The following is a 25,237-nucleotide window of genomic DNA, read 5'->3' on the forward strand; positions in this document are numbered from 1 at the left end:
GCCCGCCCGGGGGCCCCTCCAGGTGCACACCGATCCGGCCACCGACCCGGCCACCGGGCCGCGACGGCCGGACGCCGGTGTCCGGCACCGGTTTGTACCACTGTGCCGGGCAGCGGTTAGCCTGACGAACACTTCTCAAGCCAGTTCAGGGGGGCACCATGTCGCAGTCGGTCGACCGCGCGCTGACCCTGCTCGGCTCGCTCGACGACGGACCGCTCTCGCTGGAGCAGGCCGCGAGCCGCCTCGGGGTGCACAAGTCCACCGCGCTGCGGCTGCTGCGGACCCTGGAGGAGCACGGTTTCGTCCGGCGCCAGCCCGACCTGCGCTACCAGGTCGGCGGGCGGGTGCTGTCGCTGGCCCACCGGGCACTGGAGGACTTCGACGTCCGGCAGGTGGCCGCGCCGTACCTGGCCGCGCTGAACGCCCGCTGCGGCTACACCGTCCAGCTGGCGGTGCTGCAGGACGGCGAGGTGCTCTACCTGGACGAGGTGGCCGGGCCGTCGGCCGCCCGGCCGCCGCGGATCGGCCGCCGCGCCCCGGTGACCGGGACAGCCGTCGGGCGGGTGCTGCTGGCCGGGCTGCCGGCGGACGGCGCCCGCGAAGAGGAACTGCCGCCCGAGCTGGCGGCGGTGCGCCGCCGGGGCTGGGCGGCCGAGTCTGCCGAGCACCGGGAGCCGGTGACCTGCGTGGCCGCGCCGGTGGCGGGCAGCGGCGGGCGGACGGTCGCCGCCTGCGCGCTGAGCGCCCCGGCGGGCCAGGTGCCGCCGGCCGAACTGGCCCGGATGCTGCCGGAGCTGCTCTGCACGGCCGAGGCGATCTCGCTCGCGTACGGGGGCTCGCCTACTCCTCGCTGGTGCGAGAACCGTTGCGGTGCCAGGCCCGCGGGGCGCGCCAGCCGTACTTCAGGGCGAGCATCCGCAGCCCGAACGCGGTGAGCGCGGCGGCGGTGCCGGTGACGCCGGTGAGCCGGTCCGCGCCGATCAGCACGGCCACCAGGGCGGCGCCGACCAGGGCCGGGACGGCGTAGATCTCGCGGTCCCAGCGCAGCAGCGAGGGGATCTCCCCGGCCAGCACGTCGCGGATCACCCCGCCGCCGGCGGCGGTGACCATGCCGAGCGCGACGGCGGCGACCGCGCCCAGCCCGTAGTCGTGCGCCTTGGCGGTGCCGGTCACGCAGAACAGGCCGAGGCCGAGGGCGTCCAGGGTCTGCACCGCGCGGTTGATCCGCTCGACCTCGGGGTGCAGGAAGAACACCACGAGGGCGGCGGCGAGCGGGGTGACGAAGTAGCCGAGGTTGGTGAAGGCGGCGACCGGGGTGGCGCCGATCACCAGGTCGCGCATCACCCCGCCGCCGAGGGCCGTGACCTCGGCCAGCACACAGATCCCGAAGATGTCCATGTTCTTGCGGACGGCGAGCAGCGCTCCGGAGAGCGCGAAGACGAAGATGCCGACGAGGTCCAGCGACTGCTGCACGTCGGAGGGGAAGATCTGCGAGGTCACCACACAACTATGACCTGCGCGAAACCCTCCCCTCCGCCCACGGCCCGCTCAGGCCTTGTTCTCCGGGCTGTGCAAGTCGTTCCCCACGCTCCGCTCAGGGCTGTGCCTGATCGTTCCCCTCGCTCCGCTCGGGGAAGTGACAGGCCACCTGGTGCCCGGTCGCCAGCGCCGTCAGCGGCGGCTCCTGGCTGGCGCACACCTCCTGCGCCTTCCAGCAACGGGTGCGGAAGCGGCAGCCGCTGGGCGGGTTGATCGGCGAGGGCACGTCGCCGGTGAGCAGGATCCGCTCGCGCCCGCCGCGCTGGCGCCGGCGCGGGTCGGGCACCGGGACGGCCGACATCAGGGCGTTGGTGTAGGGGTGCATCGGGGTGCGGTAGAGCGAGTCGCGGTCGGCGATCTCGACGATCTTGCCGAGGTACATCACCGCCACCCGGTCGGAGACGTGCCGGACCACCGAGAGGTCGTGCGCGATGATCAGGTAGGTCAGGCCGAGCTCCTGCTGGAGGTCGTCCAGCAGGTTGACCACCTGCGCCTGGATCGACACGTCCAGGGCCGAGACCGGCTCGTCCGCGATGACCATCTTCGGCTTGAGCGCGAGCGCCCGGGCGATGCCGATGCGCTGGCGCTGGCCGCCGGAGAACTCGTGCGGGTAGCGGTTGTAGTGCTCGGGGCTGAGCCCGCACAGTTCCAGCAGGTCCTGGACGGCCTTCTTGACGCCGCCCTCCGGGTGGACTCCCTGGAGCTTGAACGGCGCGCTGACGATGGTGCCGACGGTGTGCCGGGGGTTCAGCGAGGAGTACGGGTCCTGGAAGATCATCTGGATGTCGCGGCGCAGCGGCCGCATCCCGCCGGCGCCCAGGTGGCTGATGTCGGTGCCCTCGAACTCGATCGTCCCGCCGGTGGGTTCGTCGAGCCGGGTGACCAGCCGTCCCATGGTGGACTTGCCGCAGCCGGACTCGCCGACGACGCCCAGCGTCTCACCGGCGTTGACGGTGAAGTCGATGCCGTCGACGGCCCGCACCGCACCGGTCTGGCGCCGCAGCAGTCCGCCGCGGATCGGGAAGTGCCGGGTCAGGCCGGTCACCTTCAGCAGCGGCTCGCGGTCGGAGGCGGGCGCCGGCGAAGGGAGGGTGGCCCCCTGAGTGTCCGTCATCGGTTCTCTCCAGAAAGGTGGTACGAGGCCGGGCTCACAGCCGGGGCGCGATCTCTTCGGCGAAGATGCGGTGCCGCTCGCCGACCGGCAGGTGGCAGGCCGCGACGTGCCCGGGCCCGGCCTCGGCCAGGACCGGGACCTCGCTCGTGGAGCGCCCGCCGGTCAGGGCGGCGTACGGGCAGCGCGGGTGGAAGGCGCAGCCGGACGGCACGTTGATCAGGCTGGGCGGGGTGCCCTTGACCGGGACGAGCCGCTCCTGCAGCTCTCGGTCCAAGCGCGGCATCGAGCCCAACAGGCCCCAGGTGTAGGGGTGTTCGGGCGCGTCGAAGAGGCTCTCGGCGGGGCCGCGCTCGATGCACTTGCCGCCGTACATGACCAGGATGTCGTCGGCGAGCTCGGCGACCACCCCGAGGTCGTGGGTGATGATGATGACGGCGGAGCCGAACTCCTCCTGGAGGTCGCGGATGAGGTCCAGGATCTGCGCCTGGACGGTGACGTCCAGGGCGGTGGTGGGCTCGTCGGCGATCAGCAGCGAGGGGTCGTTGACCAGGGCCATGGCGATCATCGCGCGCTGGCGCATGCCGCCGGAGAACTGGTGCGGGTAGTCGTCCAGCCGGCGGTCGGGCTGCGGGATGCCGACCCGGTCGAGCATCTCGATCGCGCGGGTCCGGGCCTGCTTCTTGGTGGCCTGGGGGTGGTGCACCCGGTACGCCTCGACGATCTGCGCGCCGACGGTGTAGTAGGGGTGCATCGCGGTGAGCGGGTCCTGGAAGATCATCGCCAGTTCGCGGCCGCGCAGTTGGCGCACCCGGTCCGGTCCGGCCGCGATCAGGTCCTCGCCGTCCAGCCGGATCTCGCCGCTGATCCGGGCCCGCTTGGAGCGGTGCAGGCCCATGATGCCGAGCGAGGTGACGGACTTGCCGGAGCCGGACTCGCCCACGATGCCGAGGGTGCGGCCCTTGTGCAGGTCGAAGCTGACCCCGTCCACCGAGCGGACCAGGCCGTCGTCGGTGTCGAAGTGGATCCGGAGGTCGCGGACGGACAGGAAGGGGTCGCCCAGCGGGGGCCGGTCGGCGTCGGCCGGGGCGGCCGCCGGGGTCTTCTGGAGGTCGGTCACGAGAGCCTCACGCGGGGGTCGACGAGCGCGTACAGGAGGTCGACCACGAGGTTGCAGACGACGATGAAGAAGGCGGCGAGCAGGGTGACGCCGAGGATCTTGGGCAGGTCGTTGTCGGAGATCGCCTGGACGGCGAACTGGCCGATGCCCTTGAGCGAGAAGACCTGCTCGGTGATCAGCGCACCGCCGAGCAGCAGGCCGAGGTCCATGCCGAAGATGGTGACGATCGGGGTGAGGGCGGAGCGCAGCCCGTGCTTGACCACCACCTTGCGCTCGGCCAGGCCCTTGGCCCGGGCGGTGCGGATGTAGTCCTCGCTCATCGTCTCCAGCATCCCGGCGCGGGTGAGCCGGGCGTAGAGCGCGGAGTAGAGGAAGGCCAGCGAGATCCACGGGAGGATCAGGTTGCGGGCCCACATCAGCGGGTTGGCGGTGAAGTCGACGTACTCCAGGTTGTCCAGGATCGGCCACTCGTAGCTGAACACGGTCAGCAGCAGGGCGCCGGTGAAGAACACCGGCAGCGAGACGCCGGCCAGGGCGATGCCCATGGAGAGCCGGTCGAAGATCGACCGCGGCTTGAGGGCGGAGATCACGCCGGTGGTGACGCCGGAGACCAGCCAGAGCACCGCCGCGCCGATGGCGAGCGAGATGGTGACCGGGATCCGGCTGGTCATCTCCGGCCAGACCTCCAGGTGGTTCTTGAAGGAGTAGCCGAAGCAGGGCACGTGGCAGGTGGCCGGTTCCGGGCCGAACTTGTACTCGGCGCCGCTGACCAGCGCCTTCAGGAAGTTCCAGTACTGGGTGTACAGCGGCTGGTCGAAGCCGAGGTTCTGCTTGACCGCCTGGATCGCCTCGGGCGAGGGGTTCTTCCCGATGTACTGCGCGGCCAGCTGGTCGGTGGTCTCACCGGCGATGCGCGGGAGCAGGAAGAAGATCGCGAAGGTGACCGCGCTGACGACGACCAGCAGCGCGGCGGCCGCGAGGATCCTGCGGATGATGTAGGCAAACACAGTTGGGCGGCTCCGGCGGCCCGCCGCCGTCCGGGATCTGCCGGACGGCGGCGGGCGCCGCTGCCTTCACCTGCCTTCAGGGATGCGGAGCCAGGCTCTTTACTTGGTGGTGCCGATGTTCAGGTAGTCGTACTCGCCCGAGAAGGCCGGGGTGGAGGCGATGTTGGTCGCGCTGTCCGGGCGGTACAGGAAGACCTTGAAGTCGGTGAGCGGGACGTACACCGCGGACTCCATGACCTTCTTGTCGATGTCGCCGTAGATCTTCTCGCGGGCGGCCCGGTCCGGGTTGACGGCCGCGTCGTCGATCATCTTGTTGACGGCGGGGTCGTTGAGCTGGGCCAGGTTGCTGTTGCCGGAGGCCTTGATCGCGCGGCCGTCGACGATCTGCTGCAGGAAGCCGTAGCCGGTCGGCCAGTCGGCGCCCCACTGCATCATCATCAGACCGATGTTGTGGTCCTGGGTGTACTGCGGGGCACCGGCCGAGTCGGTCAGGTACTTGCCCTGCGGGAACTGCTGGATCTCGGCGTTGATGCCGATGCTCTTCAGCTGCGCCTGGATCGCGGTGGCCGCGGCGACCTCGGTCGCGCGCTCGGTGCGGGCGGACAGCACGGTGCTGAAGCCGCCGTCCTTGCCACAGGCCTTCAGGGCGTCCTTGGCCTTGGCCTGGTCACCCTTGTTGTCCTTGGTCTCGAACAGGTTGAAGTCCTGGTGGCCCGGGATGTCCGGCGGGAGCACGGTGTTGGCCACCTGGCCGCGGATCGGGCCGCCGAGCGAGGTCTGCACCGCGACCTTGTCGATCGCGTACTGGACGGCCTTGCGGCACTCGATGTTGTCGAACGGCGCGACCTTGGTGTTGATCGCCATGTAGACCAGGCGGCCGCCGTAGGCGTTGTCGGTCTTGGCCTTGAGCTTCGGGTCGCGCAGGATCTGCGCCTGGGTCTGCGGGTCGACGCCGCCGCCCACCAGGTCGACCTGGGCGTTGCCGGCGATCAGGTCCTTGTCGATGGTGGCCTGGTCGATGTTCATCTTGAGCACGATCTTGTCCGCGAGCTGCTTGCGGATCGGGTCGGTGCTCTTGTCCCAGTTGGTGTTCGGCACCAGGACGGCCTGCTTGCCGTCCTCGTAGGACTCGAACTTGTAGCTGCCCGAGGACACGATGTGCTTCACGTAGTCGGCACCGGTGTCCTTGGCCTGCGGGACCGGCGCGGTCTGCGGGGCGCTGACCAGGTAGTCGAAGTCGGCGAAGGGGTGCTGCAGGTGGAAGACGACCGTGGTGTCGTCCGGCGTCTCGATCGACTTCAGGTCGCCGGTCTTGTCCTTGTACGGGCCCTGGTACGGCGTCGGGTTGTCGACCAGCAGGTCGTGGAAGTACGTCGGGCCGTTGGAGTTCACCTCGGGCGCGAAGTTCGAGCGCTCCACGGCGTACTTGACGTCCTTGGAGGTGATCGCGGTGCCGTCGTCGTACTTCAGGCCCGCGCGGAGCTTGTACGTCCAGGTCAGACCGTCCGCGCTGGGCTGGCCCAGCGACTCGGCGAGGTCCGGGACCAGCTTGTTGCCGTCGGCGCCGGCCGCCGGGTTGAAGGTGGTCAGCGGACGGCCGTACAGGCGCGAGAAGTTGTAGATGTACGCGTAGTACGTGTTGCCCGGGTCGAGGGAGTCCGGGGTGCCCTTCATCTCGTAGGTGACCGTCCCGCCCTTCTTGTCCGAGGCGTTGACGACCTGCTTGGTGGCCGCGTCGGCACCGCCGCCACTGGCGTCGGCCGAGGAGGAGGAGCTGCCACCGCTGCTCTTGGAACTGGATGAGCAGCCGGTGACGACCAGGACCGCGGCAGCGGCCACGGCGGTCAGCACGGCGGTACGGGACCTACGCATGGGTGAGATCAACCCCTTGAGGATGTGGAGGAGGGAGGACCTGACGCGGAGCCGGTGGCTCTCGGGTCAGTTGCTCTTGGGATCGAGGGCGTCACGCAGCCCGTCGCCGAGCAGGTTGAAGGCGAGCACGGTGATGAAGATCGCGACACCGGGGACCACCATGTACTGGGGGTCCACCTGGTAGTAGTTCTTCGCGTCGGCGAGCATGCCGCCCCAGGAGGACTGCGGGGGCTGGATGCCGACGCCGAGGAAGCTCAGCCCGGCCTCGAAGAGGATGTTGGTCGGGATCAGCAGGGTCGAGTAGACCAGGATCGGGCCGACCAGGTTGGGCAGCAGTTCCTTGAACAGGATGAACGGGCCGCGGGCGCCGAGGCTGCGGGCCGCGTGCACGAACTCCCGCTCGCGCAGCGAGAGGGTCTGTCCGCGCACGATCCGGCCCATGTAGGGCCAGTTGAAGAAGCCGATCACGAAGATCAGCACCAGGATGTGCAGCGGGAGGCCGTGCAGGCCGAACGCGCCGCCCTGGAGCGAGGCCGAGATCGCGATGGCGAACAGCAGCAGCGGGAACGCCAGGAAGACGTCCATCAGCCGGCTGATCAGGGTGTCCACCCAGCCGCCGTAGTAGCCGGCCATCACGCCGAGCACGGTGCCGATGGTGTTGGACAGCACGGTCGCGCCGAAGGCGACCAGCAGGGAGACCCAGGAGCCGTCGACCACGCGGGAGAGCAGGTCACGGCCCTGCAGGGGGTCGACGCCGAGCAGGTGGTCCCCGCTCATCCCGCCCCAGTCGCCGAGCGGGAGTCCACCGAGGTCGGCGTCCAGCAGGTCCGGGTTGGGCTGGTCGGGGTTGAGCCCGAACAGGGACTCCAACGGCCCGGAGAGGACGGCCAGGAGGATCAGCAGGATCACCACGATGCCGCCGGCGACAGCGGCCTTGTCCCGCTTGAAGCGGGTCCAGGCGATCCGACCGAGGGAACGGCCCTCGATCGTCGTGGCCGGGCTCGGGGAGGCGGGTGCCTCGGGTTCGTTCCCGGCGGTTGTGATGGGTGCGGTCATGGTCAGTTGGTCCCCTCGCCGACGGTGGCCGGCCCACGGGTGCCGGGCGCCGGTTCGGCGGTACGGCTGCGGACGTGCGGAGGTGCTAGGAGCAGGTGGTCGCGGCAGTGCGTCGTGCACGGGCACTGCCTCCACGCGGGATGGGCGTCGCGTGGATCGAGCGGTCGGCGTGCGCGTTCACCTTCGTGGGGTTCCCAGTACGCGCGGTGCGTTGCGCAGAACTCTCTGCCATCCGAACTGGCTTGCGCCAGCCCTGACAACCGACAGATGCCCAACTGTGATCTGCCCGCATGCACCTCGCCGGTCTCCGGCATATACCTCTTCACACGGGTGTGAGAGCCATGTCAAGATACGTCGGCGGCGACGGTGGAAAATTCGTCCGGAAACCACCGAAGCCGACCTGATGGCAGATCAAGTCGGCTTCGTGTCCGAGACTTTGGCAATAGCCGGTTTCGGCAATCAGCGGCCGGGGTAGCCCGGCCACTGTCGCTGGGGCTGGTGACCCCAACCCGGCGCGGGCTGTTGGGCGCCGTACGACCACCCCGGCGTCGGCTGCCCCGGCATCGACTGCCCCGGATAGGGCGGCGGCACCGGCGGGTACGGACCGGTCTGCGGTCGGCCCGCCTCCCGGTCGAAGAACGGCCGGGCGTTCGCGCGCATCCACAGCGCCACCGGGTCGTACTCGTCCGCCATCGCCACCGTGGACACCGCGAGCCCCTCCGGAGCCACCGCGATCGCCCGCTGCATCAGCGCCCGCACCGCCTCCACGGCCGGCGGCGAACTCTCGTACAGGTCCAGGCCGATCGCCAGGTACGGCTCCCCCACCGCCGGCTGCACCCAGGCCCGGCGCAGCGCCCGCACCGCGCGCACCTCACCGGCCTGCCGCTCCAGCAGGGCGAAGAACTGCTGGGCGTTCACCTGCGGCTCGCTCAGCTTCAACGGACCGGCCGGCAGCCGGTCCAGGCCCGCCGCGACCCGCCGCAGGTCCGCCCACGGCACCCCGACCCCGCCGCCCGGCGCGTGCGGGTTGAGCCACAGGCCCCAACGGGTGCGGTACAGCGAGGCGGCGATCTCCCGCCCGGAGATGACCTCGTGGGCCCGCGCCCAGCCGGAGGCCGTCAACTGCTCGGGCGAGGTGACGGCCGGCGCGTAGCCGTGGCCGCTGATCTCCATGTTCCCGTACTGCGCGTCCGGGCTGCCCGGCGTACCGTGCCAGAGCAGCATCCAGACCCGGCCCTCGGCCAGCGCGTGCAGCAGCCGCTCGTACGCGTCGTAGCGCTCCGGCGCGACCTCGCGCAGAGCCTGCTCCAACACGCCCGGATCCGCTGCCGGGGGCCCGGCCGGTGCCTGGCCCCAGGGCCCCGGCACCCCGGCCGCTCCCGTTCCCGCACTCATGCGCCCACCTCGCCGCGCCTCTTTCCTGAACCCGCCGGCCCGTCAGCCGCCTGCACGCACCCTATGGCGCGGCACCGGCCGCCGCCACGGCGACGTGCCTGTGAAGGATCCCCGCTCACACCCGCGAGTAGAAGGGCATGACCCGGGTCAGCAGCCACTCGACCACCGGGTCGTCGGCGAGGTCGAGCAGCACGAGGTGGACGCCCCCCGGCAGCGGGGCGGTTCCCAGTGCCCGCCCGAGCGCCTCGTTCACCGCGCCCGGGTCGGCCGGGGCCGCCGGATCCAACTGGACCCCGACGAACATCACGGTCGGCTCGCCCTCGATGCTGGCCAGCGCCCGGCGCGCGGTCAACACCCCGGGCAGGGTCGACAGTTCGGCTCGGCAGACGGCCAGGAAGTGCTCCGGGTCCTCGCCCGGCACCGGCTCGCGCAGCGCCACCCGGCCACCGGTCGGCCCTTCCGGCGCGTTCGCGGTGTGCTCCCAGCGGTCCTCGCGCGGGCCGCGGCGCAGCTCGGCCACCCCCTGCGGCGGCACCGGAATGCCCACCGCCGCCTCGGGGTTGACCGCGATGCCCACGCCCAGCGGCAGCCCGCGGGCGAACTCCCAGGCCGGCGCGACCGCGAAGGGCATCCCCGGCGCCTGCTGCAGGAACACCTCCTGCGAGGAGAACACCGGCACGTACGGGGCCCCGGCCAGTTCGATGGTCGGCAGGTCCAGCGCCTGCCCGCCCGGGTCGCCCCCGGCCGGCAGCGGGATCCACACCTGGCTGCGGGCCAGCACCTCGACCACCCGCGGGGTCGCCCCCGGGTCGCCCAACGCGGCCGTCAGCACCTGCTCCAGCTCGTTCGCCGGCCACGCCCCGCCCGACGGCGCCGCCTGCGGCCCGCCCCACCCCTGCTGCTGCTCCACCGGGTACTCCATGCGCCGCCGATCCGGCCCGCGGCCGGGTCGGCCGCCCATTGCTGCGCCGACGCGCAAGAGTTTAGGGCTCGGCCCCGAACGCGCGTCGTGTGACCGGGTCCCCTCTCCCGTCCTCCGCGAGGACGTGCCATGATGTGCGCGTCCGACGGCATGCGCCGCGGGCCCCCACAACTCCACACCGGCCGCTCGAACCCGCGCGGGAGAGCCCGGAGTGCCCCTTCGCGGGGGCACGGCCGGCGCCGAAGGAGCAAGTCCTCCCCGGAATCTCTCAGGCCCCCCTACCGCGCGGGTTAGGCACATCTGGAAAGCGGCGCACGGCCCCGCCGTGCGCCCACCCACGGTGCAAGCCGCCGTCCTGTCCCCGATGCTGGAACCAGCCGATGCTGGAACCGGCTGCGGGCAGGTGGGCGGTGAAGCTCTCAGGTTCGACGACAGATGGGGAGACCCACGCCGCCGCATGCCCGCGCGCGGGGTCGGCCCCGAGCGGTCCGGTCCGGCGCGTGCACCCCTGAGTGCCCCGACCGAGGAGTTCCTGGCCATGTCGTCCCTCCGCCTGACCGCGCTCGACGCGCTGCACCGCGCCCTCGGCGCGACCATGACCGACTTCGCCGGCTGGGACATGCCGCTGCGCTACGGCAGCGAGCGCGAGGAGCACCTCGCCGTCCGCACCAAGGCCGGCCTGTTCGACCTCTCGCACATGGGCGAGATCACCGTCACCGGCCCGCAGGCCGGCGAGATGCTGGACCACGCGCTGGTCGGCTTCGTCTCCGCACTCGGCGAGCTGCGCGCCCGCTACACCATGATCTGCGCCGAGGACGGCGGCATCCTGGACGACCTGATCGTCTACCGCCTGCGCGCGGACGCCTTCCTGGTCGTCGCCAACGCCTCCAACGCCCAGCTGGTGCTGGACGAGCTGATCGCCCGCGCCAAGGGCTTCGACGCCGTCGTCACCGACGACCGCGACACCTACGCGCTGATCGCCGTCCAGGGCCCGGAGGCCACCGGCATCCTGGCCGGGACGACCGACGCCGACCTGCCCGGCCTGAAGTACTACGCGATCCTGCCCGCCACGGTGGCCGGCCGCGAGGTGCTGCTGGCCCGCACCGGCTACACCGGCGAGGACGGCTTCGAGATCTTCTGCGCCCCGGCCGACGCCGAGCCGGTCTGGCAGGCGCTGACCGCCGCCGGCGAGGGCCGCGGCCTGGTCCCGTGCGGCCTGTCCTGCCGCGACACGCTGCGCCTGGAGGCGGGCATGCCGCTGTACGGGCACGAGCTGTCCACCGACCTGACCCCGTTCGACGCCGGCCTGGGCCGGGTCGTCCGCTTCGACAAGACCACCAACGAGGGCGCGTTCGTCGGCCGCAAGGCGCTGGAGCAGGCCGCCGCCGCGGCCGAGACCAACCCGCCGAAGGTGCTGGTCGGCCTGGTCTCCGAGGGCAAGCGGGTCCCCCGCGCCGAGTACACCGTGGTCTCCGCCGACGGTGCCCCGATCGGCCGGATCACCTCGGGCGCGCCGTCCCCGACCCTGGGCAAGCCGATCGCGATGGCCTACGTCGACGCGGCCCACGCCGCCCCCGGCACCGCCGTCGCGGTGGACGTGCGCGGCCGGCACGAGCCGGTCGAGGTCGTGGCGCTGCCGTTCTACAAGCGCGCCCGCTGAGGCCCTCGCAGCCCCCGGTTTTCCCATCGACGCACGTCGGAGCCGTCCGTGCGGCGGCCCGCTGCGTCGTACCCGCTTCCCATCCTGGAGAATGACGCCATGAGCAACCCCCAGCACCTGCAGTACACCAAGGAGCACGAGTGGCTGACGGCCGCCGACGCCGACGGTGTCTCCACGGTCGGCATCACCAAGCACGCCGCCGACGCGCTCGGTGACATCGTCTACGTGGCGCTGCCCGCGGTCGGCGACACCGTGACCGCCGCCGAGACCTGTGGCGAGCTGGAGTCGACCAAGTCCGTCAGCGACCTGTACTCCCCGGTGACCGGCGAGGTCACCGAGGTCAACCAGGACGTCCTGGAGGACAACAGCCTGGTCAACAGCGCCCCGTTCGAGGGCGGCTGGCTGTTCAAGGTCCGCGTGGAGGCCACCGACACGCTGCTCAGCGCCGACGAGTACAACGCGCTCACCCACGCCGAGGGCTGAGCCGCCCACCGGGACGGACCGCCGCGCGGCGGTCCGTCCCGCCCCGCCGGCTCTCCGGCCACCCGTCGCCCGCCGCCGCCCCGCCGAGGGCGCGCTTCGCACGGCACCCCTGATCCTCCTCCCGGGAAGACCACACCATGACGGTTCTCAACCAGTCCCTGCACGCCCTCGACCCGGAGATCGCCGCCGCGGTCGACGCCGAGCTGCACCGCCAGCAGACCACGCTGGAGATGATCGCCTCCGAGAACTTCGCCCCGGTGGCGGTCATGGAGGCCCAGGGTTCGGTGCTCACCAACAAGTACGCCGAGGGGTACCCCGGCCGCCGCTACTACGGCGGTTGCGAGCACGTCGACGTGGTCGAGCAGATCGCGATCGACCGGGTCAAGGCCCTGTTCGGCGCCGAGCACGCCAACGTCCAGCCGCACTCGGGCGCGCAGGCCAACGCCGCCGCGATGTTCGCGCTGATCCAGCCGGGCGACACCATCCTGGGCCTGAACCTGGCCCACGGCGGTCACCTGACCCACGGCATGAAGATCAACTTCTCCGGCAAGCTCTACAACGTGGTCGCGTACCACGTCGACGAGAAGACCGGCCAGGTCGACATGGCCGAGGTCGAGCGCCTGGCCAAGGAGCACCAGCCGAAGCTGATCATCGCCGGCTGGTCCGCCTACCCGCGCCAGCTCGACTTCGCCGCGTTCCGCCGGGTCGCCGACGAGGTCGGCGCGCTGCTCATGGTCGACATGGCGCACTTCGCCGGCCTGGTCGCCGCGGGCCTGCACCCGAACCCGGTGCCCTACGCGGACGTGGTCACCACCACCACCCACAAGACTCTGGGCGGCCCGCGCGGCGGCGTCATCCTGTCCAAGGCCGAGTACGCCAAGAAGATCAACTCCGCGGTCTTCCCCGGCCAGCAGGGCGGTCCGCTGGAGCACGTCATCGCGGGCAAGGCCGTCGCCTTCAAGGTCGCCGCCTCGGAGGAGTTCAAGGAGCGCCAGCAGCGCACCCTGGACGGCGCCCGGATCCTCGCCGAGCGCCTGCTGCAGGCCGACGTCGCCGAGGCCGGCGCCTCCGTGCTGTCCGGCGGCACCGACGTCCACCTGGTCCTGGTCGACCTGCGCAACAGCCAGCTCGACGGCCAGCAGGCCGAGGACCGGCTGCACGAGGTCGGCATCACCGTCAACCGCAACGCCGTCCCGAACGACCCGCGCCCGCCGATGGTCACCTCGGGCCTGCGGATCGGCACCCCGGCCCTGGCCACCCGCGGCTTCCAGGCCGAGGACTTCCGCGAGGTCGCCGACATCATCGCCGAGGCGCTCAAGCCCGCCTTCGACGAGACCGTCGCCGCCGCGCTGAAGGCCCGGGTCACCGCCCTGGCCGAGAAGTACCCGCTCTACCCGAACCTCTGATCATCGGCGGCGGGTGACCGGCCTCACGCCGGCCGGCCGCCTGCCGTTTCCGGGGCACCGCGCACACTGGACAGTACGCGCGGTGCCCCGTCCCATGTACCGCTTTGTCCTTCCACGAGACCCAGACAAGGACGTCCCCGTGGCCATCAGCGTCTTCGACCTCTTCTCCATCGGCATCGGCCCGTCGAGCTCCCACACCGTCGGCCCGATGCGCGCCGCCCGGATGTTCGCCCGTCGGCTGCGCTCCGAAGGCCTGCTGGACCGGGTGACCGGGGTGCGCGCCGAGCTGTACGGCTCGCTCGGCGCCACCGGCCACGGCCACGGCACCCCGAAGGCCGTCCTGCTGGGCCTGGAGGGCCACTCGCCCCGCACCGTCGACGTCGACCAGGCGGACAAGGACGTCGAGCGGATCGCCGCCGAGAAGCGGATCAACCTGCTCGGCGAGCACCCGATCGACTTCGACCCCGACAACCAGCTCGTCCTGCACCGGCGCCGCTCGCTGCCGTACCACGCCAACGGGATGACCCTGTGGGCGTACGCGGCGGACGGCTCGACGCTGCTGGAGAAGACCTACTACTCGGTCGGCGGCGGCTTCGTCGTGGACGAGGACGCGATCGGCGCGGACCGGGTCAAGCCCGACGACACCGTGCTGAAGTACCCCTTCCGCACCGGCGACGAGCTGCTGCGGCTCAGCCGGGAGACCGGGCTGTCGATCTCCGGCCTGATGCTGGAGAACGAGAAGGCCTGGCGCAGTGAGGAGGAGATCCGCACCGGGCTGCTGGAGATCTGGTCCGTGATGCAGGAGTGCGTGCGGGCCGGCATGACCCGCGAGGGCATCCTGCCGGGCGGGCTGAAGGTCCGCCGCCGGGCCGCCGCCGCGGCCCGGGCGCTGCGCGCCGAGGGGATCGGGCCGGCCAACGCGATGGAGTGGGTGACCCTCTACGCGATGGCGGTCAACGAGGAGAACGCCTCCGGGCGCCGGGTGGTCACCGCCCCGACCAACGGTGCGGCCGGGATCATCCCCGCCACCCTGCACTACTACCTGAACTTCATCCCGGGCGCCGACGACGACGGCATCGTCCGCTTCCTGCTCGCGGCCGGCGCCATCGGCATGCTCTTCAAGGAGAACGCCTCCATCTCCGGCGCCGAGGTCGGCTGCCAGGGCGAGGTCGGCTCCGCCTGCTCGATGGCCGCGGGCGGCCTCGCCGAGGTCCTCGGCGGCACCCCCGAGCAGGTCGAGAACGCCGCCGAGATCGGCATCGAGCACAACCTCGGCCTCACCTGCGACCCGGTCGGCGGCCTGGTCCAGATCCCCTGCATCGAGCGCAACGGCATGGCCTCGGTCAAGGCCGTCACCGCGGCCCGGATGGCGCTGCGCGGCGACGGGCGCCACCACGTCTCGCTGGACAAGGCGATCAAGACGATGAAGGAGACCGGGGCCGACATGAAGATCAAGTACAAGGAGACCTCGCGCGGCGGCCTCGCCGTGAACGTCATCGAGTGCTGACCTCGGACGGCTGACGGCCGGCCCCCGGGCGGAACCCCGTACCGCCCGGGGGCCGACCCGTACCGGGGGCGGACCCGTACCGGGGGCGGGCGGGCGGTACGGTGCGGGCCATGAGAATGATCGGTGCGGGGATCCGCGGGTTCTGGTCGGCCGTGGCGATGGGCGATCCGCTGTGGCCCGCCGTGACGATCCTGCTGGGCTCGGTCGTCCTGGCGGTCGTGACGGCCGCGGTGCGCTTCAGGCGCTCCCGCAACGGGTGACCCGGGCCACCGCCGTACGGTGCCGCTACGGCCGTACCGCCGCTTCCGCCACGTCCTTCACCGGCGCCTCGGAGCCCTTCGACGCCGGGCTCGGCCCCGGGTTCGGCCGGGCCAGGCAGGCCACCGCCGTCGCCACCGCCGCCAGGGCGATACCGCCCGCCACCGTGCCGTGCAGCCCGCTGGTGACCGCCGTGCCGACGGCGTCCCGGACGGCCTGGGGCAGGCCCGTCAGCGAGGCGGGGGTGAGTCCGCCGCCACCGGTCAGCTGGGCGGCCTCGGCCGGGCTCAGCCGGGCCTCCAGGCCGGCGGTCAGCCGGGCCGTGTAGACCGCGCCCAGGGCGGCCATGCCGAGCGAGCCGCCGACGCTGCGCAGCAGGGTCACCACGCCCATCGCCGCGCCCATGTCCTGGGGCGGCACCGCGCCCATCGAGGTCAGCATGGTGCTCTGCATCAGCAGGCCGATGCCGATCCCGGCGACCGCCGTGAGCCCGGACGCCAGTGCCACCGGCGTGTCCGTGCCCAGGAGCAGCAGCAGCGCGGCCCCGGCCAGGGCGAGTGCCCCGCCCAGCAGCGGGTAGCGCCGTTCGCCGCCGGGCCGGCTCATCAGCCGGGCGGTGACCAGCTGGGTGCCCATCATGCCGAGCATCAGCGGCAGCAGGAGCAGCCCGCCGGTGGTCGGCGAGGCACCCTGGACGAACTGGAGGTACTGCGGCAGGTAGCCGATCAGGGCGAGCATCACGGCGCCGGTGAGGAAGCCCAGCACCTGGGCCACCGTGAAGTTGCGGTTGCGGAACAGCGCGGGCGGGACGAGCGGTCCGGGGGCGCGCAGTTCGGCGCGGGCGAAGCCGGCCAGCGCGAGCACCGCGACCGCGCCCGTCCCGAGGATCAGCGGCGAGGTCCAGGGGTACGTCGTCCCGCCCCAGCTGCTGACCAGGGTGAGCCCGAGGATGCCGGTGGTCAGCAGGACGACCCCGGCCCAGTCGAAGGGGGCGCGGATCCGCTCCGCCTTCGGCAGCCGGACCGCGGCGCCGACCGCGAGCAGGGCGAACACCCCGACCGGCAGGTTGACGTAGAAGGCCCAGCGCCAGCTGAGCCGGTCGGTGAGGAAGCCGCCGAGCAGCGGCCCGCCGACGAAGGCGATCGGCATCAGCACGCCGATCACCGACTGCACCCGGCCCCGGTCGGAGGCGGGCACCAGCACCCCGATCACCGACAGCGCGCCGACCATCAGGCCGCCCGCGCCGACCCCCTGGAGGGCCCGGAAGGCGATCAACTGGCCCATGTCCTGCGAGAGTCCGGACAGCATCGAGCCGATCAGGAAGACCGCCACCGACCACTGGTAGGCGCCCTTGCGCCCGTACAGGTCGCCGAGCCGGCCCCACAGCGGGGTGGCGGCGGCGGAGGTGAGCAGGTAGGCGGTGACCACCCAGGAGAGGTGCTCCAGCCCGCCGAGGTCGCCGACGATGGTCGGCAGCGCGGTGCCGATGATCTGCCCGTCGAGGGCCGCCAGGAAGATGCCGAGCATCAGCCCGATCACGCCGAGCAGCGGCGGCTTGGGGCGTTCGCCCAGCGGTTCCGTGGTCATGACCGTTCCCCCTTTCCCCGGGCCCCGGGCTCAGGCCGCGAACGGGCGGGTCTGCCGGGCCTGCCGCAACGCCCGGGCCCACCAGTCCAGTTGGTCGAGCATGGTCGTGGCGGCGGCATCGGCGGCCGGGTCCTTCGCCTTGCCGTCGGCGTCGAAGCACTGCGCGGCGCCGTGGAAGCTGACCGTGTTGCGGATCGTCACGGCGTTCAACTCGGCCATCACCAGCCGCAGTTGCTCGACGGCCCGGAGCCCGCCGGAGAGCCCGCCGTACGAGACGAAGCCGATCGGCTTGCCGTGCCACTGCTGGTTGTGCCAGTCGATGGCGTTCTTCAGCGCCGCCGGGAAGCTGTGGTTGTACTCGGGCGTGACGAACACGAAGGCGTCGGCGGCGGCCAGTCGGGGCGACACGGCCTCCAGCAACTCGACGTCGCCGGGGGGCAGTTCGCCACCCCAGGACGGCATGACCGTGGGCAGCGGGGTGGCCGCCGGGTCGATCAGGTCGGCGGTCATGTCGCCGCGGGCGTCGAGGTGGCCGATCAGCCAGTCGGCGACGACCGGGCCGAACCGGCCGTCGCGGGTGCTGCCGAGGACGACGGCGACCTTCAGGCGCTGCTCCGTGGACATGGGAATCCCCCTCCGGGACGATGTGTACGCCGTATTGGCGATGGATACAACGTACACATTGACGCGTACGTCGTCCACTGGCCAGATACGGCGTACACATGAGTGGTACGGTGAGACCTCCCAGCCGGAAGGAGCCCGCCCTCATGCCCGCTCAGCAGGCCCCCACCGGGGACGACCGCCCCCAGCCCTCACTCTGGGAGCGGCTCGACCGCCCGGCCGCCGCACCGCGCACCACCCTGACCCCGCACCGGATCGCCGAGGCCGCCGTCGCCATCGCCGACGCCGAGGGCCTGGACGCCGTCACCATGCGCCGCCTGGCCACCGCCCTCGGCGTCGCCCCGATGGCCGCCTACCGGTACGTCTCCGGCAAGGACGAACTCATCGAGCTGATGGTCGACTTCGTCTACGGCCGGCTCCCTCTGGACACCCCCTCCGACGGCTGGCGGGAAGCCATGCGCTCCCTGGCCGTCCACCTGCGTGCGATGAGCCTGACCCACCCCTGGCTCGCCCGCGCGGCCACCCCGTTCTCCCTCAGCCCCAACCAACTCGCCGTCCCCGAAAGGGCGTTCGCCGCCCTCGGCGGCCACGGCCCGGACGCCGACACCACCATGGCGATCTTCCGCACCGTCACCGGCTACGTCCACGGCTCGGTCTCCGCCGAGATCACCCTGGACACCCAGCGCCGCGACCGCGGCTGGTCCGCCGGCGACGAGACCCGCGCCGCCCTGGCCCCCCGGATGTCCTACCTGATGGGCACCGGCCGCTACCCCGCCTACCAGCAGTACCTCCAGCAGGCCACCCGCAAGGACGACCCCGCCTGGCACTTCGAAACCGGCCTCGACTGCGTCCTCGACGGCATCGCCGCCCACTTCGGCATCTGACCCGCCCAGGGGCTGGCCGCACGGGAAGTCGGCCGGCCCGACGTCCCGTGCGGCAGTGGCAGCGGGGCTACCGCCGACCGGGGAGGGCCAGGAACGCCAGGCCGGCCGCGAGGACCGCGAGGCCGCACCAGGAGACCGCCGGGAGCCGTTCGCCCAGGGCCGCGACGCCGAGGACGGCGGCCACGGCCGGTTCGGCGAGGGTGAGGGTGGTGGCGCTCTGGGCGGAGGTGTGCCGGAGGCCGTGGCCGAAGAGCCGGTAGGCGAGGAAGGTGGTGATCACCCCGAGGTGCAGCACGACGCCGGCCCCGCGGACCGAGAGCAGCCAGCTCACCGGCTCCAGCGCCAGCACTGGCAGCACCAGCACCGCCGCCCCACCGAACATCGCACCCATCACCCCGGCGGACGGGTGCCCGGCGGCGATCAGCCGCCCGGCGATCAGCGAGTACACCGCGTACGAGAGCCCGGAGAGCACCGCCAGCAGCACCCCGAGGAGGTCCACCGCCCCTCCGCCACCGGTGAGTTCGGGCCCGAGCACCAGCACCGCGCAGCCGAGCACGGCCAGCGCCGTGGCGCCGGCCCACCGCCCGCCAGGGCGGCCCTGCCGGGCGAGCCAGCCCAGCAGCCCGGTGAACACCGGCGCGCTGCCCAGTGCGATCACGGTCGCCACCGCGACCCCGGTGCGGGTCACCGCCGGGTAGAAGGTGAGCGGGTACCCCACGACGGCCACCGCCCCGACCGCCAGCAGCCACCGCTCCCGGACCCCGCACCTACGGGGCAGCGACCAGGCGGAGCGGTCGGTGAGGAACAGCAGCAGCCCGCCGAGCACCAGCGCGGCGGCCCCGATCCCGGCCGCCGGGGCGCCCCCGGGCGCCAGCGAACCGGCCGTCCCGGTGGTGCCCCAGAGCAGGGCGGTGACGAGGATCGGCACCGGCCCGTCGATCGGGCGGGTGCGGCGGGGAGTGGGGGATGTCAGGCGGGCGCGCGCAGGCGCGGACAAGCGATTCGGCACAGTCGTGAACTTCCGTCGTCGAAGACCGTCAGAGGAACGGGTTCCGAGACCGGACGCACGTCACTGCCCCCTGGCGGCCGCCCAAGGCCGGGCCGGGGATGCGGGGATCAAGCCACCGAAGCGCGCGCCCGATCAGGCGGTGAGCGGCGGCAGCGCGACGCGCCAGTACGAGTTCACGAGCCCGATGGTACGGGGCGCACATCCGTTCGTCACCACAACGACCGGGGAGCGGAAGACCCCTGGAGAGCCCGGGCAGGTCCGCGAAGCCGGCCGAACCGTCGGCGGTGACCACCCCCGGCGAGACCGGCGACGCCCGCGAGGCGTCAACGTTCGGAGCACCCGATCCCCCCAGAGAGCGAACGCTCAACCGCCTCTCCCCCACCACCGTCCGGACACTCACCGCCCGCGCCTGTCAAGCGATGATCACATCACCGAGATCATGAATATTCACAGGTAATCGCGTGAACCTATGCAAAATCTAAAGGTGAAGTAGGTTACAAACCTTTCAATCCAAGCCGCCCGGTTTGCCCACATGCTGAGATCCGTGCCATAGTCAAGGCATCGAACTTCGGCGGGCCCGACCTGGCACTGCCGACGCCCATCGCGCGACACGCACCCCCTTGGCCGCGCGATGACTTGCAGGGGCCCCCACCGCCGACCACGGCGAACCCGGGGGCCCTGCGCGTATCCGGAACCGGAAGCCGCCGCCTCAGCCCCGCTCGCGGATCCTCAGCTCGAACCAGACGCCCTTGCCGCGCGGCAGCAGGTCCGCACCCCACCGGTCGGCCAGATCGTCGACGATCTTCAACCCCCGGCCGCGCTCGTTCACCGGCCGGGGCTCGGCGAGGATCATGCAGGGCAGCGCCCGGGAGGAGTCCCGGACCTCGACCCGCAGCCAGCCGGGCTTGCGGCTGACGTGCAGTCCGATGGTGCGCCCGGCGGCGTGCCGCACCGCGTTGGCGACCAGCTCGCTGGTGAGCAACTCACCGGCCTCCAGGTGCTGGTGCAGCTCCCAGGACTCCAGGACGTTGAGCACCAGCCGACGGGCCACCGGGCCCGACTCCGGACGGGACGGCAGTCGCACCTCGTTCGGCGCGGACTGGTCGCACAGTCTGCCGGAGTACATCTCCTGCAGCTCCTCGGAGCTGAGCCGTTCCAGCGCCGAGAGCCCGCCCTGGGCGTCGATCCACGACGCCTGCGCGACCACGCCGGCCGCGGGAACCGCTGACTGATCTGTTTCGCCCCAACCCGCCATGCGGACCATCATTGCGGAACGCAAGCGGCCGCGTACGGACAATGAGCAAACGATCTCCCACGAGTCGGCATATGCCCGGAGCATGCCTGGGGCGGGAAAGCGTCAACCCGGGCCGACCGAAGTCAAGCCCGGGTTGACGTCCAACGCCGACGACCTGCCGGTTACCACGTGCTCCAGGGCAGGTTCCAGCCGCTCAGCCCGTTCGCCGGGTCGAGCGTCTCCTTCTTCACCGAGTTCTTCACGATGACCACGTCCCCGACCATCGAGCCGTCGTAGAACTTGCCCATCGTGGTGGAGTTCCCGCCGCCCTTGGCGTCGCGCAGGCCCACGCAGCCGTGGCTGACGTTGTCCTCGCCGAACTTGTCGCTCCACCAGTTGCCGTGCACGTACGTGCCCGAGGTGGTCAGCCGCATCGAGTGCGGCACCTGGAGGTCGTAGGGCGCGCCGGTCATGCCGGGCAGGGTGCTGGACTGCATCCGCACCGTGCCCTCCTTCGCCATGACGACCATCGTGCCGTTCCAGGTCGGGTGGTCGTCCGAGCCGGAGGTGATGTCGATGTCGCTCGACGTGCCGTTCTGGACCACCGTCATCTTGTGCGCGGCGGCGTCAACCGTCGAGACCTGGGATCGCCCGATCGTGAAGGGCTCGTCCCGGTCGGTGCCGTACACCCCGGGGGCGATCTCCACACTCGTGAGGCGGTAGTGCACCGTCACCTTGGTGCCGGGCTTCCAGTACTCCTCCGGGCGGAAGTCCAGCCGGCGGTCGTCGAACCAGTGGCCCTTGACCACGGTGCCGTTGTCGGTCTCGAAGGTGATGCCCTTGAGGACGGCGTCCTTGTTCTTGACGTCCTTGCTGAAGTCCACCGAGACGATCATGCCGACGCCGTACGTGGCGTCGTTGTCCACGTTGTCGGAGGCCTTGGCGAGCGCCGCCGGGGTCAGCGTGGTGAAGCTGCTGTCCGCCTCGGCGACCGCGCCGTTGGCGTCCGCGGCCATCGCGCTGACCTGGTAGGCGGTGCCCACCGCGAGCCCCGTGGACGGGGTCCAGCCGGAGCCGTCCGCGGCGATGGTGCCGGGGACCTCCTTGCCCGTCTTGTCGCTCACCTTGACGGTGGTCAGCTTGCCGCCCGTCGCACCGATCTTGAGCGCGCCCGGCGCCACGTCCACCGCACCGTTCTTCGGCTCGATGCTCACCGTGGCCGTCGACACCTTCGGCGCCGAACTCGCGGGCGCCGCGGACGCGGAAGCGCCCGCCCCGGCCCCCAGATCGGCCTTGGCGGCGCCGCTCCCGCTGCCACCACCACTGCCACCGCCGCACGCGGCGGTCAACGCCATCGCCCCGCCGACCAGACCGACGGCCACCACCCTGCGTATCGACCTCACGTCGATTCCCTCCCTTGCTCCCCGCGGCCACGACGGGCCCCGCCCCATAGATGTGCCGGACCATCGGAAAGGTTGCGCCGTCCGAGGGGCTTTCCGCCCCGAAAACCGGACGGCCCGACCCCAACGAGTGAGGTCCGGGCCGCCCGGTGGAAGATCCCTCGGCCTACCAGTTGGCCCAGGACACGTTCCAGCCGCCCAGCCCGTTGGAGGGCGAGACGGTCTTCTCCTTGGTGTTCACGATCTTCACGGGATCGCCGACCATCGAGTCGTTGTAGAACTTGCCGGCGACCGAGCTGTCGCTGCCGCCCTTCACGTCCTGCATCGAGATGCAGCCGTGGCTGCCATTGGACTTGCCGAAGGGGTTGGACCAGTAGTTGCCGTGCAGGAAGGTGCCGGAGGTGGTCAGCCGCATCGCGTGCGGCACGTCCTGGATGTCGTACTCGCCGCCGAGACCGACGGTCTGCGAGTTCATCCGGGTGACCTTCTCCTTGTCCATGATCACCATGGTTCCGCCCCAGGACGGCGTCGCGTCCGCGCCCAGGGTGACCGGCAGGGTGGTGCTCTTGCCGTCCCGCTCGACCGTCATCTGGTGCGTCTTGGCGTCCGCGGTGGAGATCATCGAGCGGCCGATGGTGAACGGCTCGTCCTTGTCCACGTCGCCGTAGACGCCGGGCGCGATCTCCACGCTCTTCAGCCGGTACTTGATGGTCACCTTGGTGCCCGGCTTCCAGTACTCCTCCGGGCGGAAGTCCACCCGGCGGCTGTCGAACCAGTGGCCCTTGACCACGGTGCCGTTGTCGGTCTCGAAGGTGATGCCCTTGAGGACGGCGTCCTTGTTCTTGACGTCCTTGTTGAAGCCCACCGAGACGATCATGCCGACGCCGTAGGTGGAGCCGTCGGCGATGTTGTCGTTGGTGGAGACCTTCTTGTCCGGCGTCAGCGTGGTGAACGAGGTGGTCGACGCGGACACCAGCCCGGCGTCGTCCTTCGCCTGCGCGTTCACCTTGTACGCCATGCCGACCGCGAGCGCCGCCGCCGGCGTCCAGCCGCTGCCGTCCGGGGTGATCGCCCCCTCGACCGGCTTGCCGTTCTTGTCGGTCACCTCGACCGTGGTCAGCTTCCCACCGGTAACGGACACCTTCAGCGCGCTCGGCGCGACGTCCTGGGCGCCGTCCTTCGGCTCGACCGCCAGCACGGCCGCCGAGGCCTTCGGCGCCGGCGTGTTGCCCCCCGCGGCCGTCCCGTTCGCGTCCGCCGACGCCGTCGCGGCGGCGTCGCCCGACGTCCCGCCCTTGTCATCGTTGCAGGCCGCGGTGAGCAGCAGCACCCCGCCCATGGCCAGCGCTACCGCACCTCTACGTATCGCGGCGCCGGCCGTCTTTCCCGTCTTCACGGAATCTCCCCTCCCGGTGTTCACTCACTTGACGCGATGGGCGCCCTGAGAAGTTGCACCGGGCCCCGAACTTTCGGGGCGGCCCCGACGCGCCGGAGCAGGATAACCGGGCGGTCCTGGCGGATCGCCGGGGGGAGGCGGGTCAAGCGCGGGTGAACCCCGGGTGAAGACCGCGACCGGCTACCGCAGGGCGCTCCCGGCCAGCCACTGGTCCCACGGCACGTTCCAGCCGTTCAGCCCGTTCGACGGCGGCACGAAGTCCCCGGTCGACGCCCGCACCTCGATCACGTCCCCCGGAACGGTGTGCTCGAACAGCCACCCCGCCGGGGTGTCCTTGCCCGTGCCGCCCTTGGTGTCCGCCAGGCCGATGCAGCCGTGGCTGGTGTTGGCCGTGCCGAACACCCCGGGGTCGGCCCAGTAGTTGCCGTGCAGGAAGGTGCCGGAGGCGGTCAGCCGCATCGCGTGCGGGACGTCCTGGATGTCGTACTCGTCGCCCATGCCGACGGTCTGCGAGTTCATCCGGGTCAGCTTGTACTTCTCCGACACCACCATCACCCCCCGGTAGGTGGAGTGGTCGGGGCTGCCGCCGGACACCTTGAGCACCCGCACCACCTTGCCGCCCTGCCCGGCCCGGACGGTCAGCGTGTGCGCGTCCAGATCCACGGTGGACACCTGCGCCCGGCCCACCGTGAAGTGCAGGTCCCGGCTCTGGCTGCCGAACTCCCCCGGCGCACCCTGCACGTCCTTAAGCCGCAGCGCCACCGTCACCCTGGTGCCGGCCGCCCAGTACTGCTGCGGACGGAAGTCCAGCCGCTGGTTGCCGAACCAGTGCGCCGCCACCGGCACCGGCGGGTCCGCACCGACCTGGACCGCCCGCTCCACCGCCGCCCGGTCCACGATCGGCCGGCTGAACCGCAGCGAGACCGGCATCCCCACCCCGACCGTGGAACCGTCCTCCGGAGTGAAGAACGCCACGAAGGTGTGCGCCCGCGCCACCGTGGAGAACGCCGAATGCTGAGCCGCCCGCTGCCCCTGGTCATCCTCCGCGACCGAATCCACCGTGAAGGCCGTCCCGAGCGGCAACGGCCCGTCCGGCGCCCAACTGGCACCGTCCGCACTGATCGCCCCCGGCAACTCCACCCCCTTCGCATCCGCCAACCGCACGGACACCAAGCGCCCCTGCACCACACTCACCCGCACCGGCCCCTCCGGCGCCACATCCTGCGCCCCGTCCACGGGCACCACCGCGAGCACCGCCCGGGACACCACAGGAGGCACGGCATGCGAACCACCCCCGACGGCGTCCCCCGCCACCCCACCCGAGCCCCCACCCTCACACCCACTCAGCACGACCAGACAGCAGACCGCCGCCACCACCCGCCGCGCCCACACCCCAACTCGGCGCCGCATCCCGGGGCCTCCCACTGTTCACGTCCGCTGCCCCCGGACCAACGAGACGCGGCACCACAGAGACACGCCGAACACCCCGGAATCCACCCAACCACCCCCACCCCACGGGCGCACCCGCAACACCACCCACCCCACACCCACCCACCCCCTGCGCCCTCGACACCCCACTCACCCCCCGCACCCCTCCACCCACCTCCCCCACCCACCCACCCATCCACCCACCCACCCTCCCTCCCCCCACCAGGCGAGAGGGACGCGCTGCGGGAGGGGGCGGCGCAGGGGGTGGCTGCGGAGAGGGGCGTGACGGGTGATTTTCAGACTGCCAACGGCGCCCAGGCCCCCGCGATGAGGGTCGGCAGT

At 71.7% G+C, this 25,237-nt stretch carries 22 protein-coding genes and 1 riboswitch; of the genes, 7 read left to right on the forward strand and 15 right to left on the reverse strand.

What is annotated here, in order from left to right; translation table 11 throughout:
• Positions 1 to 158: 158 nt before the first annotated feature.
• Positions 159 to 935 (forward strand): IclR family transcriptional regulator, encoded by a 777-nt coding sequence (locus ACZ3YL_RS36500; protein ID WP_465661774.1) that lies wholly within the window; start codon positions 159 to 161, stop codon positions 933 to 935.
• On the opposite strand, the gene ACZ3YL_RS36505 is transcribed toward ACZ3YL_RS36500, so the two are convergent.
• The 8 genes from ACZ3YL_RS36505 to ACZ3YL_RS36540 all read right to left on the reverse strand — a co-directional run bounded on the left by ACZ3YL_RS36505 (position 841) and on the right by ACZ3YL_RS36540 (position 10,022).
• On the reverse strand, positions 841 to 1,500 hold the full coding sequence (locus tag ACZ3YL_RS36505) for a trimeric intracellular cation channel family protein (protein WP_465661776.1): 660 nt from the start codon (positions 1,498 to 1,500) through the stop codon (positions 841 to 843). The two genes, ACZ3YL_RS36500 and ACZ3YL_RS36505, sit on opposite strands and share 95 nt — an antisense overlap.
• A 94-nt stretch (positions 1,501 to 1,594) precedes the next feature.
• Positions 1,595 to 2,653: an ABC transporter ATP-binding protein gene (locus ACZ3YL_RS36510; protein WP_188307223.1), complete on the reverse strand. Its 1,059-nt coding sequence runs from the start codon at positions 2,651 to 2,653 to the stop codon at positions 1,595 to 1,597.
• A 34-nt stretch (positions 2,654 to 2,687) separates the two neighbouring features.
• Complete coding sequence (locus tag ACZ3YL_RS36515) at positions 2,688 to 3,770, reverse strand: ABC transporter ATP-binding protein (protein WP_188307224.1); 1,083 nt, start codon at positions 3,768 to 3,770, stop codon at positions 2,688 to 2,690.
• Positions 3,767 to 4,777 carry an ABC transporter permease gene (locus tag ACZ3YL_RS36520; protein WP_188307225.1) on the reverse strand — a complete coding sequence of 337 codons (1,011 nt, stop codon included), beginning with the start codon at positions 4,775 to 4,777 and terminating at the stop codon, positions 3,767 to 3,769. Before ACZ3YL_RS36520 ends, ACZ3YL_RS36515 begins: the two co-directional genes overlap by 4 nt.
• Positions 4,778 to 4,876: 99 nt before the next feature.
• Complete coding sequence (locus ACZ3YL_RS36525) at positions 4,877 to 6,649, reverse strand: ABC transporter substrate-binding protein (RefSeq protein ID WP_188307226.1); 1,773 nt, start codon at positions 6,647 to 6,649, stop codon at positions 4,877 to 4,879.
• A gap of 66 nt (positions 6,650 to 6,715) precedes the next feature.
• On the reverse strand, positions 6,716 to 7,705 hold the full coding sequence (locus ACZ3YL_RS36530) for an ABC transporter permease (protein ID WP_188307227.1): 990 nt from the start codon (positions 7,703 to 7,705) through the stop codon (positions 6,716 to 6,718).
• 459 nt (positions 7,706 to 8,164) lie between these two features.
• On the reverse strand, positions 8,165 to 9,100 hold the full coding sequence (locus ACZ3YL_RS36535) for an enhanced serine sensitivity protein SseB C-terminal domain-containing protein (RefSeq protein WP_465661780.1): 936 nt from the start codon (positions 9,098 to 9,100) through the stop codon (positions 8,165 to 8,167).
• A gap of 115 nt (positions 9,101 to 9,215) precedes the next feature.
• Positions 9,216 to 10,022, reverse strand: coding sequence for an enhanced serine sensitivity protein SseB C-terminal domain-containing protein (locus ACZ3YL_RS36540; protein ID WP_188307229.1), 807 nt, complete (start codon positions 10,020 to 10,022; stop codon positions 9,216 to 9,218).
• A gap of 187 nt (positions 10,023 to 10,209) precedes the next feature.
• A riboswitch (glycine riboswitch) is annotated at positions 10,210 to 10,316 on the forward strand.
• Between the two features lie 244 nt (positions 10,317 to 10,560).
• Between ACZ3YL_RS36540 and gcvT the strand changes: the two genes are divergently transcribed.
• From gcvT to ACZ3YL_RS36565, 5 genes are all read left to right on the forward strand, one after another.
• On the forward strand, positions 10,561 to 11,682 hold the full coding sequence (gene gcvT / locus ACZ3YL_RS36545; protein WP_188307230.1) for a glycine cleavage system aminomethyltransferase GcvT: 1,122 nt from the start codon (positions 10,561 to 10,563) through the stop codon (positions 11,680 to 11,682).
• Between the two features lie 99 nt (positions 11,683 to 11,781).
• The gene (gene gcvH / locus ACZ3YL_RS36550; RefSeq protein WP_188307231.1) at positions 11,782 to 12,165 is read left to right on the forward strand and encodes a glycine cleavage system protein GcvH; all 384 of its coding nucleotides are present in this window, start codon (positions 11,782 to 11,784) and stop codon (positions 12,163 to 12,165) included.
• A gap of 137 nt (positions 12,166 to 12,302) precedes the next feature.
• Positions 12,303 to 13,571 carry a serine hydroxymethyltransferase gene (gene glyA, locus ACZ3YL_RS36555; protein ID WP_188307232.1) on the forward strand — a complete coding sequence of 423 codons (1,269 nt, stop codon included), beginning with the start codon at positions 12,303 to 12,305 and terminating at the stop codon, positions 13,569 to 13,571.
• Between the two features lie 139 nt (positions 13,572 to 13,710).
• Complete coding sequence (locus ACZ3YL_RS36560) at positions 13,711 to 15,078, forward strand: L-serine ammonia-lyase (RefSeq protein ID WP_188307233.1); 1,368 nt, start codon at positions 13,711 to 13,713, stop codon at positions 15,076 to 15,078.
• A gap of 110 nt (positions 15,079 to 15,188) precedes the next feature.
• Complete coding sequence (locus ACZ3YL_RS36565) at positions 15,189 to 15,338, forward strand: hypothetical protein (RefSeq protein WP_188307234.1); 150 nt, start codon at positions 15,189 to 15,191, stop codon at positions 15,336 to 15,338.
• Between the two features lie 25 nt (positions 15,339 to 15,363).
• Here the strand turns inward: ACZ3YL_RS36565 and ACZ3YL_RS36570 are convergent, their stop codons facing one another.
• Both ACZ3YL_RS36570 and ACZ3YL_RS36575 read right to left on the reverse strand, forming a co-directional pair.
• Positions 15,364 to 16,923, reverse strand: coding sequence for an MDR family MFS transporter (locus ACZ3YL_RS36570; RefSeq protein ID WP_465661784.1), 1,560 nt, complete (start codon positions 16,921 to 16,923; stop codon positions 15,364 to 15,366).
• Positions 16,924 to 16,953: 30 nt separating this feature from the next.
• Positions 16,954 to 17,547 (reverse strand): NADPH-dependent FMN reductase, encoded by a 594-nt coding sequence (locus ACZ3YL_RS36575; protein ID WP_188307236.1) that lies wholly within the window; start codon positions 17,545 to 17,547, stop codon positions 16,954 to 16,956.
• 143 nt (positions 17,548 to 17,690) lie between these two features.
• Between ACZ3YL_RS36575 and ACZ3YL_RS36580 the strand changes: the two genes are divergently transcribed.
• Positions 17,691 to 18,428 carry a TetR/AcrR family transcriptional regulator gene (locus tag ACZ3YL_RS36580; RefSeq protein WP_465661786.1) on the forward strand — a complete coding sequence of 246 codons (738 nt, stop codon included), beginning with the start codon at positions 17,691 to 17,693 and terminating at the stop codon, positions 18,426 to 18,428.
• 67 nt (positions 18,429 to 18,495) lie between these two features.
• On the opposite strand, the gene ACZ3YL_RS36585 is transcribed toward ACZ3YL_RS36580, so the two are convergent.
• The 5 genes from ACZ3YL_RS36585 to ACZ3YL_RS36605 form a co-directional block, all read right to left on the reverse strand.
• Positions 18,496 to 19,356, reverse strand: coding sequence for a DMT family transporter (locus tag ACZ3YL_RS36585; RefSeq protein WP_465661788.1), 861 nt, complete (start codon positions 19,354 to 19,356; stop codon positions 18,496 to 18,498).
• A gap of 790 nt (positions 19,357 to 20,146) precedes the next feature.
• A complete protein-coding gene (locus ACZ3YL_RS36590; protein WP_411293037.1) occupies positions 20,147 to 20,704 on the reverse strand; it encodes an ATP-binding protein in 558 nt (185 codons plus the stop codon).
• Between the two features lie 149 nt (positions 20,705 to 20,853).
• Positions 20,854 to 22,074 carry a L,D-transpeptidase gene (locus tag ACZ3YL_RS36595; RefSeq protein WP_317621269.1) on the reverse strand — a complete coding sequence of 407 codons (1,221 nt, stop codon included), beginning with the start codon at positions 22,072 to 22,074 and terminating at the stop codon, positions 20,854 to 20,856.
• Positions 22,075 to 22,237: 163 nt separating this feature from the next.
• Positions 22,238 to 23,467, reverse strand: coding sequence for a L,D-transpeptidase (locus ACZ3YL_RS36600; RefSeq protein ID WP_317621270.1), 1,230 nt, complete (start codon positions 23,465 to 23,467; stop codon positions 22,238 to 22,240).
• Positions 23,468 to 23,647: 180 nt separating this feature from the next.
• Positions 23,648 to 24,877, reverse strand: coding sequence for a L,D-transpeptidase (locus ACZ3YL_RS36605; protein ID WP_465661791.1), 1,230 nt, complete (start codon positions 24,875 to 24,877; stop codon positions 23,648 to 23,650).
• Between the last annotated feature and the right edge of the window lie 360 nt (positions 24,878 to 25,237).

The sequence above is a fragment of the Kitasatospora sp. NPDC023176 genome (genome assembly GCF_055560495.1).